Source organism: Aliivibrio fischeri, assembly GCF_009727955.1.
GTDB lineage: Bacteria > Pseudomonadota > Gammaproteobacteria > Enterobacterales > Vibrionaceae > Aliivibrio > Aliivibrio fischeri_A.
On sequence record NZ_WOBR01000006.1, the window covers coordinates 47014 to 60738 of the forward strand.

The window sequence follows — 13725 nt, forward strand, 5'->3', positions numbered from 1 at the left end:
TTAGTTACTCTGTGTTGTTATGTTGATTACTTTCTAGAGCTGCAAGTAAGGCGTCTGCCTGCAAAGAACGGCAATAATGCGTTAATAAACTTATCTGATTATTATCGGTTTTTATTACCAAAGGAATACGTATTAAAGCAGTGATTAGATCGCTTTGTTGCTGCTTTTCTATTTGTAGCTCAAACCGTAAGGCTTCTTGATAAAGAGTTTGATCTTGTGTCGATTTGATCTGTTTTCTTAACTTGCGATAAGAGTGAAGTAGAGCATCGCTTTTATGTAGAGCAGCTTCAAGAAGCGGTAAGTCAGATACCGAGAATGAGAGGTTTAGACTATTAAGCCAGATAAGTAATAATGCTAAATTCACATTACCAAAGTAGGTGTCTTGTAGTGTCAGTGCTGCTTGTTTTACCCCACCTTTCTTATAATGGGATAATGAGAAACACCAAAAGGCTTCTTGGGTAATAGAAGCCAATTGGTGCTCATTCAAAGGAATGTTACTGCTTGGCAGCATTCTCTTTTTCTTCAATTTGTTCTTGAAGATCCATCCATTCCATTTCAACTTCTTCGAGTTCAGATTTTGCTGATGCTTGAATGGCAAGAACTTCCGTTAAACGCTTTTTGTTTTCTGCTTCATATAATGAAACGTCACCAAGCTCTTCTTCTGCTTGGCTTAATGCTTCATTAAGCTTATCCATTCGAGTTTCAAGTTTAGTCACTTCTTTTCGTAATGGGGCAATTAGCTTTCTGAATTCGGCTTCTTTGCGTTTTTGTTCTTTTTTCTCTGCTGCACTTAAACTGGTTGATGTGCTTGGATTATCTTGTTTTTCTTGTTGCTGTTGTTCTTTACGCTCGCTCTTATTTTGCTCGGTTAGCCATTTGTAGTAATCCGTTAAATCACCATCAAAAGGAACCACTTGGCGGTCATGAACTAAGTACAAGTCATCGGTTGTTGCACGAAGTAAATATCTATCGTGGCTGACAATAACCATTGCACCTTCAAAGGTTTGTAGTGCCATCGTTAGGGCTTGACGCATATCTAAATCAAGGTGGTTGGTCGGTTCATCAAGCAATAGCATGTTTGGTTTTTGCCATACCACAAGTGCCAGTACTAAACGGGCTTTTTCACCACCAGAGAAAGGACCAATTTTTTCTAACGCTTTATCACCTTGGAAACCAAAACTGCCTAAATAATCACGTAGTTGTTGTTCTGTATGATTAGGGGCAATTTGCATTAGGTGCTGAAGAGGGGTTTCTTCTACGTGTAAGGTTTCCAGTTGGTGCTGTGCGAAGTAACCAATTTTAACCCCTTGAGAGTAAGTAAATACGCCACTCTGCGGAGCTAACTCACCTGAAAGTAATTTGATAAGCGTTGATTTACCTGCGCCGTTTCGACCTAACAGGCCAATACGACTTCCCGGAACTAGGTTTAAGCGAATTTGCTCTAAAATCGTATTGTTTTCATAACCTGCGCTGACTTCATCCATCATTAAGATTGGGTTTGGTAGAGCATCAGGTTCTCTAAAATTAAAGCTGAATGGGTTATCTAACTGTGCCGGTAGCACTTTTTCCATCTTTTCTAATGCTTTAATTCGGCTTTGTGCTTGGCGTGCTTTTGAGGCTTTGTAACGGAAGCGGTCAATGTATGACTGCATGTGCGCCATGTTTTTCTGTTGTTTCTGGAACTGAGCTTGTTGCAGGATTAGTTTCTCAGAGCGTTGAACTTCAAACGATGAGTAGTTACCTGTGTACTCATTCAATTTTTGGTTTTCAACGTGAATAATACGGTTTACTACTGGATCTAAGAAATCACGGTCGTGCGAAATGAGTAATAGAGTTCCTGGGTAGTTTTGTAACCAACGCTCAAGCCACATTACGGCATCTAAGTCTAAGTGGTTGGTCGGTTCATCAAGTAGTAATAAATCAGAGCGACAAATCAATGCTTGTGCTAAGTTTAAACGCATACGCCAACCACCAGAGAATTGGGTTAAGTTCCATTCCATCTGTTGTTGTGAAAAGCCTAAACCATTAAGTAATTCAGCAGCACGAGAATTGATGGTGTAACCACCTACAGTTTCAAGTTTACCGTGTAATTCGGCAACCAGAGTTCCGTTATCGGCTTCTTCTGCTTTTGCTAGTTGATCTTCTAAACCACGAAATTCACGGTCGCCATCAATAACATAGTCAATGGCTTTACGTTCTAATGCCGGTGTTTCTTGAGCAACCCAAGCCATTTCCCAGTTATGTGGGACACGGTTTGAACCTGCATCAACACTCAATTCACCTTTGATTAAGGCAAAAAGTGTGGATTTACCACAGCCATTTTTTCCGACTAAACCGACTTTGTCACCAGGGTGAATAGTGGCAGAGGCTTGCTCTAGTAATGGCTTTCCGCCACGAAGTAATTGAATGTCTGAAAAGGTAATCATGCTGTGGTTTGCTTCTCTTAATCTGACTGAATCTTGAAGTTATTTGAATACGATGAGCATAGTAGGCGTAAGAGGGGTGATTGTCGACATTGAAATTGTCTGTATGATAGATAATACCAACCGCAGTAATCTTTTTCTTTTGCTATCTCTGAGCACTTAGTTACTGTGATCGGTATAAGAGAAAAATAAAACAATAAAGTCAGAAAAGGGAAGACATGACTCAGTTGCCTAAAATATTAGTTATTCTTGCTCATCCAGATCCTGAGCACTCTATCGCCAATAAAGCCATTTTATCGGCTTATTCTCATTTAGAACATGTGACTGTGCATGATCTTTATGCTCATTATCCTGATTTCTTTATCGATGTTGTGTTCGAGCATGAACTGCTAGCACAACACGATATTATTATTTTTCAACATCCACTTTATCTTTATTCTTGTCCAGCACTATTAAAAGAGTGGATGGATTGTGTTTTAGGTAAAGGGTTTGCTTATGGTAATGGTGATGCTTTAAAAGGTAAGCAGTGGCGAAGCGTGATCACTGCTGGTGGTATTGAAGAAGCCTTTTCAAAAAAAGGATATAACCAACATTCAATGGATGACATTTTGGTTCCATTTAAAATTACCGCCGCATTGTGTCAGATGGAATGGTTACCGCCCTCTATCCAATACTGGGCACGTAAAATTACGGTAGAAAAACGACAGCAATATATTGATGAATATAAAGCTTGGTTGCTAAACCCGAAAGGAGGCATCTAATGGCTGGTGATTGGTTACATACAAGTTCAATATTTTTAGCCGCTGCTGTGGTAACGGTCCCTTTGGCACAGCGTTTTGGTCTTGGTGCGGTACTAGGCTATTTATTAGCAGGAATCGCAATTGGTCCATGGGGGTTAAAATTAATTTCAGATGTGGATGCGATTCTTCATTTCTCTGAATTTGGCGTGGTATTGCTGCTCTTTTTAATCGGCTTAGAGTTGAACCCCAGTAAATTATGGAAAATGCGAAAGCCAATAATCGGGTTGGGAGGAAGCCAAGTTGTGGTGTCATCTGTGGTGATTACTGCTGCGATGATGTTTTTTGGTTTAGTATGGCAAGTCAGTTTGGTTATCGGCATGGGGTTGGCTTTGTCATCGACCGCGATTGCCTTAAGGGTGATAGAAGAACGTAAATTGTCTGATTCTGAAAGTGGACAATCTGGTTTTGCGGTTTTGCTGTTTCAGGATATTGCGGTTATTCCTATGTTAGCGATATTGCCTGTTTTAGCTGGTGGTGCGAGTGGTAATTGGCTCGACGGATTATGGGTTCTTGCAGGTGTTATTTCTATTTTTACTCTTGCCCATTTTCTATTACGCCCACTTTTTAGTTATGTAGTGAAAAGTGGAGCGAGAGAGTTATTTACTGTTGCCGCATTATTATTGGTGATTGGCGTATCTGCTGCGATGAAACAGTTAGGGCTATCAATGGCTCTTGGGGCATTTTTGGCTGGGGTATTGCTGGCTGAAAGTGAGTTTCGTCATGAGTTAGAAGTAGCTATTGAACCTTTTAAAGGGCTATTGCTTGGTTTGTTTTTTATTGCAGTAGGAATGTCAGTTAATTTAGGGCTATTACTACAGTATCCATTTGAGATCTTAGCTGCGGTATTGTCACTTGTAGTGGTGAAAGGGTTGCTGATTTATGGGTTAGCAAGAGCTTTTGGTACTCGAGCGAAAGCACGTAGTCAAATGGCGATGATATTAAGTCAAGGTGGCGAGTTTGCTTTTGTTTTGTTTACCGCCGCCCAGATGGAAGGTTTATTAAGCCGAGAATTAACGGCATTTTTGTTGGTGGTTGTCAGTATTTCTATGATGACAACACCACTGTTTTTAATCGCTCAAGATAAATGGTTTGCGAGAACCTTAAACAGCGAAGAAGAAATGCCTCTATCGGACTTTACACACGCAACTCAACCAGAAGTTATTATTGCTGGCTTTGGACGATTTGGTCAGATTGTTGGACGATTACTTTTCGCTAATAAGATAAAACTGACTATTTTAGAGGCAGACCCAAGTCAAATTCGTCTATTACGTAAATTCGATTATAAAGTGTATTACGGCGATGCAACGCAAGTTGAACTTTTACGAGCGGCGGGAGCTGAAAAAGCCAAAGCCATTGTGGTGTGTAAAAAAGATCCACAAAAAGTGATGGAAGTCGTGGCGTTATGCCAAAGACATTTTCCTCATTTAAAAATATTAGCTCGTGCACGCAGTCGAGTAGAGGCTTATGAGTTATTGAGTGAAGGTGTTGATAACTTTTCACGAGAAACTTTCTATGGTGCCCTTGATTTAGGGCGACAAACCCTCACATCTTTAGGTATGCATCCTTATCAAGCTAAGCGAGCAGAATCTCATTTTAAAAAGTTAGATGTTGCTATGCTAAAAGAATTGTTACCATTACATTCAGATGATAAATCTCTGGCTTCAAAAGCGAAGGCTGCTCGAATCGAGTTAGAAGAGATTTTTAGCTTAGAAATGGAAAACGAACGCTCAAGCCAGAACCACTGGGACTGATGTTATAAAGAGTGAATAGCACAAGGATAATAACCGTGAAAAAACGATTTATTGCAGGTGCAGTTTGTCCATCATGTAGCAAAGAAGATACGCTACGCTGGTGGCAAGAAAGTAATATCGAGTATGTTGAATGTGTTGATTGTGGTCATACAGACCGCCGAACGCCTAAATCACTCGAAAAAACCAAACATGCGCAAGATGATGTTATTGGTGTTTTTAAGCCTGAATAGTATTATGTTGTCATACTGAATACCATCCACTAATGCTAAGTGCATCCGGAGTTAAAATGAAAATTGAAAAGAACGTTGTTGTAAGTCTAGCTTACCAAGTGAAAACAGAAGAAGGCGTAGTTGTAGACCAATCAACAGTTGACGCTCCTCTTGATTACCTACACGGTCACAACAACCTAATCGTTGGTCTTGAAAAAGCACTTGAAGGTAAAGTTGAAGGCGACAAATTCAGCATCACTGTAACTCCTGAAGAAGCGTATGGCGAGCACATGGATGAGATGGTTCAACGTGTTCCTGCAAACGTATTCCAAGGCGTTGACCAAATTGAAGTTGGTATGCGTTTCCTTGCTGATACAGACCAAGGTCCAATCCCTGTAGAAGTAACTGAAGTTGATGGCGACGAAGTTGTTGTTGATGGTAACCACATGCTTGCTGGTCAAACTCTAGATTTTGACGTTGAAGTAGTAGCACTACGTGCAGCAACGGAAGAAGAAGCTGCTCACGGTCATATTCACCAAGAAGGTGGCTGTGGTGGTCACGGTCACGACCACGACCATGATCACGAAGGTGGTTGTTGTGGTGGCGAAGGCCATTCTCACGATCACGAAGAAGAGCACGTATGTTGTGGTAACGGCAACTGTTCTAAGTAATTTTAAGAGCAGGGACGAGGACGCTTCGCTCGAGAGTTTAGGGGCGAGAAAGATTTTCGTACTGTAGAAATTAAAAAACCGTAGGTGCTGATGCATTTACGGTTTTTTTGTTTTTAGGCTTCTGAGTGCTCGATTTGCTCTTCCTCGTTCCTAGAGCGTAGCGTTCTCGATTCTCGCTCCTGCATTTAGTAATGCGGTGGTGGTGTTTCTTCTGTTGGATCAGCCATATTAGACGAATCCATAGTCTTCATCTTACCTACCATAAACTTCATCTGAACTTGCATATTAGTGATTAATAGCTGTTGCTGAGATAGGGCATCGTTTAGTTCATCAATGGTTTGCTCTTGAAACGCCATTTGACACTCTAAATCACTGATCTTTTGTTCTAATTGTTCAATTGTTGTTGTCATTATTCTATTAACCACGCTTGGGCGATTCCTGCTGATGTCGCTGAAACCACTCGTTGTTGTTTATCAATGGCGACATCATACACTACTGCTGTTGGTGGACGTGCATCTTTTAATGGTTCTGAACGCCATTGTTCGCGCTTTTTACCTGATGTGGTATTCCATACATTTACGGTTCCAGAGGGAGAACCAGTCACGAGAAGTTGGCCATCATCGCTAAAGCGAGCGGTAGAATATACTTGTTGACGAGCTAACGTACTGAGTTCCGTTATTTTTTCACCCGTTTTTAAATCCCAAATAAACCCTTCATTACCACCATCTGCGGTGAAAGCATATTTACCATCACGTTGAAGTGCCGTTCGACTTACTCGTTTTTCATGCTCAAAGGTATGAAGTATTTGTCCAGTTTCGGTATCCCATAAATAAGCAAAGTAATCATTACCTCCAGATAAGGCAAACTTACCATTTGCAGAAAGGGCGACAGAATTAACTTTTTCTCTGTGAGCAAGAAACTCTAAGCGACGACCGGTAGCTAAATTAATATAGATGGCTTTACCATTTGAAAGTCCAAGTAGCACTTGTTGCCCATTACTTGCAATAGATACATCTCGAATAATTCCATCAGAGATAGACCATAATCCTTCAGAAATGCCCATTCCCAAATCCCAAACCGCAAAGTTAGTTTGAGTTGCGGTTATTGCAAATCGCGAGTTATCAGAGATCCTAATATAGGAAACTGTTGATTTATCTTGGTCTTGGTCACCGAAGAAAGTCAGTTCTTTATTTTCTACAAGATCCCAAAAATGAAGACCAGATTTTACTTGTGGTTCATTTTTTTCAGGAATAGAGTCATTTTTAACAAAGAAAAGAGCAAAGCGAGCGTCACGACTTAACGCAAAACTTGTTGTACCTTGGGGAGCTAATTCCCAGCGTTGATCGTCTGAATTTTGGAAAAAACAGCCCGATAATGTCAGCGTAATGACAAAAATAGCGATGTATTGAGATATAGCGCGCATCAAATTGAACTACTCGTTTGTAATGTGTCTATAAGTACTAGTATATTGTGATGAACAGTATTTCGCATCTATATACCAATCTAAATAAGTATTCGATCATTATTGCTGGTGAAAATCGATGATAACTAGCAATAATCTTATCAACTACTTATCCAGATTGGTATGATCTAAAAAATTGAATAAGAAAATTGAGGCAGGACCTCAAATAATCTGGAGTTTTGAAATGAAATCTATCTTTAAAGTGTCGTTACTTGCTGCAACTGTTGCATTCGTTGTTGGTTGTCAAAAAGAAGAAGCACCAAAAACTGAAGCAACAACATTACCTGCAAAAATTGAAGCATCTACTGAATCTGCTACAGCTGCAACATTTGCATCAGAAGATGAAAAAGCAGGTTATGCAATCGGCGCATCTTTAGCTAAATACTTAAACTCAAACCTAGAGAAGCAAACAGAGCTTGGTCTTGACCTGAAGAAAGCGGATGTACTTGCTGGTGTAACTGATGTATTTAATGGTAAAGAGCGTCTAACTGATGAAGAGATCCAAGTTGCTCTTCAAAACCTAGATCAACGTGTTGCTGAAATTGCACAAAAGAAAATGGCAGCAGAATCTGAAGCTAACGCAAAAGCAGGTGCTGACTTCCGCGCTAAATTTGAAAAAGAAGATGGCGTGAAGAAAACAGAATCAGGCCTTCTATACAAAGTAATTACACCTGCTGACGGTCCTAAGCCAAAAGACACTGATACAGTAGTGGTTCATTACTCTGGTACATTAATCGATGGTACTAAGTTTGATAGCTCTTACGATCGTAATCAACCAGCGACGTTCCCACTAAACGCTGTAATTCCTGGTTGGACTGAAGGTGTTCAATTAATGAATGTTGGTTCTAAGTACAAGTTCGTTATCCCTGCTGAATTAGGTTACGGTGCACAAGGCAACCAAGCGATTCCTGCAAATTCAACTCTAGTATTTGATGTTGAGCTGCTAGAAATCAAAGACGCAGCAAAACCTGCAAAATAATCTGATTGAAGATTAAATAATCTAAACTTTGTTTTAGATCACTGAATTAGCCCCGGCACTTGCTGGGGTTTTTTATTTTCATGCAAATATTCTGATAAACTTGATGTAATTATTTTAAGCCGTAAGTCTTAGCATGAGTGTTAAGCAAGCAAATATTAAGTTGGTAGATTATGAATATTGAGAATACTGCGGAAGAAAGCTTTTCTGAAGTGGTGCCATTTACAGAGTTTGACCATCACATTTTGCGCTCTTATGAAGCTGTGGTGGATGGAATTGCCAGTTTAATCGGTAACTATTGTGAAATCGTTTTACACTCATTAGAAGATATCAATAAATCAGCAATTCGAATTGCTAATGGCGAGAATACAGGACGTAAAGTTGGCTCTCCAATCACCGATTTAGCGCTGCAAATGCTAAAAGATATTGAACGTTCTAAACGTAATTTTTCTCGTTCTTATTTCACTCGAGCAAAGGGTGGGGTACTAATGAAGTCAATCACTGTTGCAATTCGTAACGGGGATGAAAGAATCATTGGTTTACTGTGTATTAATATCAATTTGGATGCACCTTTTTCACAAGTATTGCAATCGTTTATGCCAAGTGAAGAAGCGAATGAAGCAGCATCAAGTGTTAACTTTGCAAGTGATGTTGATGAGCTTGTTGATCAAACAGTAAAACGCACGATTGATGAGATTAATGCAGATAAAGAAGTCGGTAATAATGCTAAGAATAAACAAATCGTAATGGACTTATACGATAAAGGCATTTTCGATATTAAAGATGCGATTAATCGTGTTGCTGATCAGCTGAATATTTCTAAACACACTGTTTATCTTTATATTCGTCAAAGAAAAACAGAGGATGGTGAAAAGTGAGTTTAGAGTATGGGCTTGTTGTAAATGGACCTGCTTATGGTTCACAGGCATCAAGAAAAGCCTTTCAATTTGCAGAAGCGGTATTAGCTCAAGGGCACAGCATTAAAAAAGTATTCTTTTATCAGGAAGGAGTGTTAAATGCTTCTTCTCTGATTTTACCTGCCAATGATGAAGTTGATATCACTAAGCAATGGCAAGAGCTAGCACAACGGCATGATATTGAATTGGAAACTTGTGTTGCTGCAGCACTACGACGTGGTGTTATTGGTGAGGACGAAGCAAGTCAGCATCAATTAAAGCAACATAATTTAGCTGTTGGTTTCCAACAAGCAGGATTAGGTGGTTTAGCTACAGCGTTATTGAAGTTTGACCGTGTTGTTCAGTTTTAACCGTGTTGTTCAGTTTAAATAAAGCGGAAATATTATGAATCGACTTGGATTTGTATTTCAATCAGCACCACATTCAACATCAAAAGGCAGAGAAGGGCTAGATGCAATATTAGCAGCTTCTGCTTACAGTGAAGATATTCAAATCTTCTTTATTGGAGATGGTGTGTTGCAGCTACTTAAGAATCAAGAACCAGAAAAGATTTTATCTAGGGATTATATTTCAGGATTTAAAATGCTTGAACTTTATGATCTTGAAGAGATATTTGTTTGTCAGAATGCAATGAATAATCGCGGTATAAAAGAAGAGTATCTTTTAATTGACGTTGATAGCATTTCAAATAAAGACATAAATGAAAAGCTGTCTCAATGTAACCAGATTATGGTGTTTTAAATGATGCTGCATATTCTAACAAGTACCGATAATCTCCAATTACTTCATAATAAAGAATTGCCTGTCAATCGTGAGAATGATGTCATTATTTTTACGCAAGACTGTGTATACGCAGCAATTAAGGATCATAAAGATCATTCATTGATCTTATCGTTTGAACACTGCTATTTTTTACAAGAAGACATCGAAGCAAGAGGCGTAACTAAACTTATTGATGATAAAATTCAATTAGTTAATTACAGTGCTTTTGTTTCTTTAACCCAAGTTCATTTTCCTATAGTGACTTGGTAAGCGTGATCTATGGTTAAGAAAGGCAAATTATTTTTAAATTGTTTATTAATAGTGCTGTATATTTCTTGACACATATCACGTTCAGCCTTAGAATTTCGCGTCCCTATTTCTGTAGGGCTAGATTTTTCAAAAGTTTTCGAACCTCTAATCAGGAGCTATTTTAATGGCAACTATTAACCAGTTGGTACGTAAGCCTCGTGCAAAGCAAGTTGTTAAAAGCAACGTGCCTGCGCTAGAAGCGTGTCCACAAAAACGTGGTGTATGTACTCGTGTTTACACTACTACACCAAAAAAACCGAACTCAGCTTTACGTAAAGTATGTCGTGTTCGTCTAACTAACGGCTTTGAAGTTACTTCATACATCGGCGGTGAAGGTCACAACCTTCAAGAGCACTCAGTTGTTCTTATCCGTGGTGGTCGTGTTAAAGATTTACCAGGTGTGCGTTACCACACTGTTCGCGGTGCACTTGACTGTGCAGGCGTAAATGACCGTAAGAAAGGTCGTTCTAAGTACGGTGTGAAACGTCCTAAGTCTTAATGCTTTTCTCTTAAATTAAGAAAGCGTTAAGTAAGGCCAAACACTATTTTATTTGTATTGTTTTGATAAAACTGAAAAGTTTTGGATAAAACCTGAAGAAGACAACGGAGATATTCCATGCCACGTCGTCGCGTAATTGGTCAGCGTAAGATCCTTCCAGATCCTAAGTTCAAATCTGAGCTGCTGGCAAAATTTGTAAACATCGTAATGGTTGACGGTAAGAAATCAACTGCTGAAAAAATCGTTTACGGTGCACTAGATCTTATGGCTGAGAAGTCTGGTAAAGACCACTTAGCTGTGTTTGAAGAAGCTCTTGAAAATGTTCGTCCTGCGGTAGAAGTTAAATCTCGCCGTGTGGGTGGTTCAACTTACCAAGTGCCTGTAGAAGTACGTCCGGTTCGCCGTAACGCACTTGCTATGCGTTGGATGGTTGAAGCTGCGCGTAAGCGTGGTGAAAAATCTATGGCTCAACGTCTTGCTAACGAAATGTTAGACGCGTCTGAGAACAAAGGTACTGCGGTTAAGAAACGTGAAGACGTTCACCGTATGGCTGATGCTAACAAAGCATTCGCTCATTACCGCTGGTAATACCGAAGGTGCAGCAGTCCTTGCTGCACCTTACTTCTTCCCCTATTTAGTAAAACACTTAGCCATTATCGCTATTTCAATGCATAAGCGTTGGGTAATAGCAATAATCCCTAAGATAAGAGGATACAACCGTGGCTCGAAATACACCTATTGAGCGCTACCGTAATATCGGTATCTGTGCTCACGTAGATGCAGGTAAAACTACTACTACTGAGCGTATTCTGTTCTATACTGGCCTTTCTCACAAAATCGGCGAAGTTCACGATGGTGCAGCAACCATGGACTGGATGGAGCAAGAGCAAGAGCGTGGTATCACAATTACCTCAGCGGCAACTACCACATTCTGGCGTGGTATGGATGCACAATTCCAAGATCACCGTATTAATATCATCGATACTCCTGGACACGTTGACTTCACAATCGAAGTAGAACGTTCTCTGCGTGTACTTGATGGTGCAGTTGTTGTGTTCTGTGGCTCGTCTGGTGTTGAACCTCAATCTGAAACTGTATGGCGTCAAGCTGATAAATACGGTGTTCCACGTATCGTGTTCGTTAACAAAATGGACCGTGCTGGTGCAGATTTCTTACGTGTTGTAGATCAAATTAAGAATCGTCTTGGTGCTACTCCTGTTCCAATCCAATTAAACATTGGTGCTGAAGAGGACTTTAGTGGTGTTGTTGACCTTATCAAGATGAAACGAATCAACTGGAATGAAGCCGATCAAGGCATGACCTTCACATACGAAGAAATTCCAGCTGATATGCAAGAGCTTGCTGAAGAATGGCGTCAAAACCTAGTTGAAGCAGCAGCAGAAGCGTCTGAAGAGCTGATGGACAAATACCTTGAAGGTGAAGAACTGTCTGAAGCAGAAATCAAAGAAGCATTACGTACTCGTACATTAAATAACGAAATCGTATTGGCTACTTGTGGTTCAGCGTTTAAAAACAAAGGTGTTCAAGCTGTACTTGATGCCGTTATCGAATATTTACCAGCGCCAGTTGACGTTCCTGCGATCAAAGGTGTGGATGAAAATGATAACGAAGTTGAGCGTCATGCAGATGACAACGAACCGTTTGCTGCACTTGCATTTAAAATTGCGACAGACCCATTTGTTGGTTCATTGACCTTTATGCGTGTTTACTCTGGTGTGGTTAACACTGGTGACGCAGTATATAACTCAGTGAAACAAAAGCGTGAGCGTTTTGGACGTATCGTTCAACTTCATGCTAACAAGCGTGAAGAAGTGAAAGAAGTACGTGCTGGTGATATTGCAGCTGCAATCGGCCTTAAAGACGTAACAACAGGTGATACTCTGTGTGACCAAAACGCAAAAGTAATTCTTGAGCGTATGGAATTCCCAGAACCTGTTATTCAGATCGCTGTAGAACCAAGAACACAAGCTGACCAAGAGAAAATGGGTATCGCGCTAGGTAAACTAGCGGCAGAAGATCCATCTTTCCGTGTAGAAACTGATGAAGAATCAGGTCAAACACTGATTTCTGGCATGGGTGAGCTACACTTAGATATTATCGTTGATCGTATGAAGCGTGAGTTCAGTGTTGAATGTAACGTAGGTAAGCCTCAAGTGGCATACCGTGAAACTATCCGTGGTACAACGGAAGTGGAAGGTAAATTCGTACGTCAATCTGGTGGTCGCGGTCAATACGGTCACGTATGGCTAAAAATCGAACCATCAGAACCAGATGCTGGTTTCGTTTTTGTTGACGAAATTGTAGGTGGTGCTGTTCCTCGTGAATACATCAGCTCAGTAGCTAAAGGTATCGAAGAGCAAATGCATAACGGCGTGTTAGCAGGTTATCCTGTACTTGACGTTAAAGCTACGCTATTTGATGGCTCATACCACGATGTTGACTCCAGTGAAATGGCGTTCAAGATCGCGGGTTCAATGGCATTCAAGAAGGGTGCTCTAGAAGCGCAACCTGTTATTCTTGAGCCAATGATGAAAGTTGAAGTAACCACTCCAGAAGACTGGATGGGTGATGTTGTTGGTGACTTAAACCGTCGCCGCGGCATGATTGAAGGCATGGACGATGGTGTTGCTGGATTGAAAATTATCCGTGCACAAGTTCCGCTTTCAGAAATGTTTGGTTATGCAACATCTTTACGTTCTGCGACTCAAGGTCGAGCGTCTTATTCTATGGAATTCGCCGAATATGGTGAAGTTTCTAAGAATATTGCCGACAGAATCATCGCTGAGCGTGGATAATATACTCAATACCCTTGCGTCAAGAGCAATTGACGCATAAAATAGCAAATTCTGGCGCGCCTTATCACTGTTCGATAAGGCGAATCATAACTAGGAAGGAACACGATCGTGTCTAAAGAAAAATTTGAAC

Annotated in this window: 16 protein-coding genes; 12 read left to right on the top strand and 4 right to left on the bottom strand. The window is 40.3% G+C overall.

Annotated elements, in window-relative coordinates; all coding sequences use genetic code 11:
• Positions 1-4: 4 nt before the first annotated feature.
• Complete coding sequence (locus GNP81_RS10590) at positions 5-511, bottom strand: TIGR02444 family protein (RefSeq protein WP_155673670.1); 507 nt, start codon at positions 509-511, stop codon at positions 5-7.
• Positions 495-2426, bottom strand: coding sequence for an ABC transporter ATP-binding protein (locus tag GNP81_RS10595; protein WP_155673669.1), 1932 nt, complete (start codon positions 2424-2426; stop codon positions 495-497). Before GNP81_RS10595 ends, GNP81_RS10590 begins: the two co-directional genes overlap by 17 nt.
• Positions 2427-2641: 215 nt before the next feature.
• Between GNP81_RS10595 and kefG the strand changes: the two genes are divergently transcribed.
• From kefG to slyD, 4 genes are read left to right on the top strand one after another with little or no spacing between them, the layout of a single operon-like run.
• Entirely contained in the window at positions 2642-3184 is a 543-nt protein-coding gene (kefG, locus tag GNP81_RS10600; protein WP_155673668.1) for a glutathione-regulated potassium-efflux system ancillary protein KefG, read from the top strand.
• Positions 3184-4974 (top strand): glutathione-regulated potassium-efflux system protein KefB, encoded by a 1791-nt coding sequence (gene kefB, locus GNP81_RS10605; protein ID WP_155656850.1) that lies wholly within the window; start codon positions 3184-3186, stop codon positions 4972-4974. Before kefG ends, kefB begins: the two co-directional genes overlap by 1 nt.
• A 29-nt stretch (positions 4975-5003) precedes the next feature.
• Positions 5004-5204, top strand: a complete 201-nt coding sequence (locus GNP81_RS10610) for a YheV family putative zinc ribbon protein (protein ID WP_170618929.1) — start codon at positions 5004-5006, stop codon at positions 5202-5204.
• Positions 5205-5260: 56 nt separating this feature from the next.
• A complete protein-coding gene (gene slyD / locus GNP81_RS10615) occupies positions 5261-5854 on the top strand; it encodes a peptidylprolyl isomerase (protein ID WP_155673667.1) in 594 nt (197 codons plus the stop codon).
• 185 nt (positions 5855-6039) lie between these two features.
• On the opposite strand, the gene GNP81_RS10620 is transcribed toward slyD, so the two are convergent.
• Both GNP81_RS10620 and GNP81_RS10625 read right to left on the bottom strand, forming a co-directional pair.
• Positions 6040-6264, bottom strand: coding sequence for a SlyX family protein (locus GNP81_RS10620; RefSeq protein WP_005417195.1), 225 nt, complete (start codon positions 6262-6264; stop codon positions 6040-6042).
• The gene (locus tag GNP81_RS10625; RefSeq protein ID WP_155671693.1) at positions 6264-7277 is read right to left on the bottom strand and encodes a WD40 repeat domain-containing protein; all 1014 of its coding nucleotides are present in this window, start codon (positions 7275-7277) and stop codon (positions 6264-6266) included. The genes GNP81_RS10620 and GNP81_RS10625 overlap by 1 nt, the downstream gene beginning before the upstream one ends.
• Before the next feature lie 223 nt (positions 7278-7500).
• Here GNP81_RS10625 and fkpA point away from each other — a divergent pair, with 223 nt between their 5' ends.
• From fkpA to fusA, 8 genes are all read left to right on the top strand, one after another.
• Positions 7501-8295 carry an FKBP-type peptidyl-prolyl cis-trans isomerase gene (gene fkpA, locus GNP81_RS10630; RefSeq protein ID WP_005417197.1) on the top strand — a complete coding sequence of 265 codons (795 nt, stop codon included), beginning with the start codon at positions 7501-7503 and terminating at the stop codon, positions 8293-8295.
• A 170-nt stretch (positions 8296-8465) separates the two neighbouring features.
• Positions 8466-9170 carry a helix-turn-helix transcriptional regulator gene (locus tag GNP81_RS10635; RefSeq protein ID WP_005417199.1) on the top strand — a complete coding sequence of 235 codons (705 nt, stop codon included), beginning with the start codon at positions 8466-8468 and terminating at the stop codon, positions 9168-9170.
• On the top strand, positions 9167-9559 hold the full coding sequence (tusD, locus tag GNP81_RS10640) for a sulfurtransferase complex subunit TusD (RefSeq protein ID WP_336495321.1): 393 nt from the start codon (positions 9167-9169) through the stop codon (positions 9557-9559). Before GNP81_RS10635 ends, tusD begins: the two co-directional genes overlap by 4 nt.
• Before the next feature lie 34 nt (positions 9560-9593).
• A complete protein-coding gene (gene tusC / locus GNP81_RS10645) occupies positions 9594-9950 on the top strand; it encodes a sulfurtransferase complex subunit TusC (RefSeq protein ID WP_155656849.1) in 357 nt (118 codons plus the stop codon).
• Entirely contained in the window at positions 9951-10241 is a 291-nt protein-coding gene (gene tusB, locus GNP81_RS10650) for a sulfurtransferase complex subunit TusB (RefSeq protein ID WP_155673666.1), read from the top strand. It abuts the gene before it with no gap.
• 163 nt (positions 10242-10404) lie between these two features.
• Positions 10405-10779: a 30S ribosomal protein S12 gene (gene rpsL, locus GNP81_RS10655; protein ID WP_005417208.1), complete on the top strand. Its 375-nt coding sequence runs from the start codon at positions 10405-10407 to the stop codon at positions 10777-10779.
• 117 nt (positions 10780-10896) lie between these two features.
• On the top strand, positions 10897-11367 hold the full coding sequence (rpsG, locus tag GNP81_RS10660; protein ID WP_005417210.1) for a 30S ribosomal protein S7: 471 nt from the start codon (positions 10897-10899) through the stop codon (positions 11365-11367).
• Positions 11368-11498: 131 nt separating this feature from the next.
• Positions 11499-13595, top strand: a complete 2097-nt coding sequence (fusA, locus tag GNP81_RS10670; RefSeq protein WP_005417215.1) for an elongation factor G — start codon at positions 11499-11501, stop codon at positions 13593-13595.
• The last annotated feature ends 130 nt before the right edge of the window (positions 13596-13725 follow it).

Excerpts from the sequence above, each read along its gene's own strand:
- kefG (WP_155673668.1), top strand. The coding sequence starts at position 2,642 with ATGACTCAGTTGCCTAAAATATTAGTTATTCTTGCTCATCCAGATCCT.
- GNP81_RS10625 (WP_155671693.1), bottom strand. The coding sequence starts at position 7,277 with ATGCGCGCTATATCTCAATACATCGCTATTTTTGTCATTACGCTGACA.
- kefB (WP_155656850.1), top strand. The coding sequence starts at position 3,184 with ATGGCTGGTGATTGGTTACATACAAGTTCAATATTTTTAGCCGCTGCT.
- rpsG (WP_005417210.1), top strand. The coding sequence starts at position 10,897 with ATGCCACGTCGTCGCGTAATTGGTCAGCGTAAGATCCTTCCAGATCCT.
- GNP81_RS10590 (WP_155673670.1), bottom strand. The coding sequence starts at position 511 with ATGCTGCCAAGCAGTAACATTCCTTTGAATGAGCACCAATTGGCTTCT.
- GNP81_RS10620 (WP_005417195.1), bottom strand. The coding sequence starts at position 6,264 with ATGACAACAACAATTGAACAATTAGAACAAAAGATCAGTGATTTAGAG.
- tusC (WP_155656849.1), top strand. The coding sequence starts at position 9,594 with ATGAATCGACTTGGATTTGTATTTCAATCAGCACCACATTCAACATCA.
- tusB (WP_155673666.1), top strand. The coding sequence starts at position 9,951 with ATGATGCTGCATATTCTAACAAGTACCGATAATCTCCAATTACTTCAT.
- GNP81_RS10595 (WP_155673669.1), bottom strand. The coding sequence starts at position 2,426 with ATGATTACCTTTTCAGACATTCAATTACTTCGTGGCGGAAAGCCATTA.
- rpsL (WP_005417208.1), top strand. The coding sequence starts at position 10,405 with ATGGCAACTATTAACCAGTTGGTACGTAAGCCTCGTGCAAAGCAAGTT.
- fkpA (WP_005417197.1), top strand. The coding sequence starts at position 7,501 with ATGAAATCTATCTTTAAAGTGTCGTTACTTGCTGCAACTGTTGCATTC.
- GNP81_RS10635 (WP_005417199.1), top strand. The coding sequence starts at position 8,466 with ATGAATATTGAGAATACTGCGGAAGAAAGCTTTTCTGAAGTGGTGCCA.
- slyD (WP_155673667.1), top strand. The coding sequence starts at position 5,261 with ATGAAAATTGAAAAGAACGTTGTTGTAAGTCTAGCTTACCAAGTGAAA.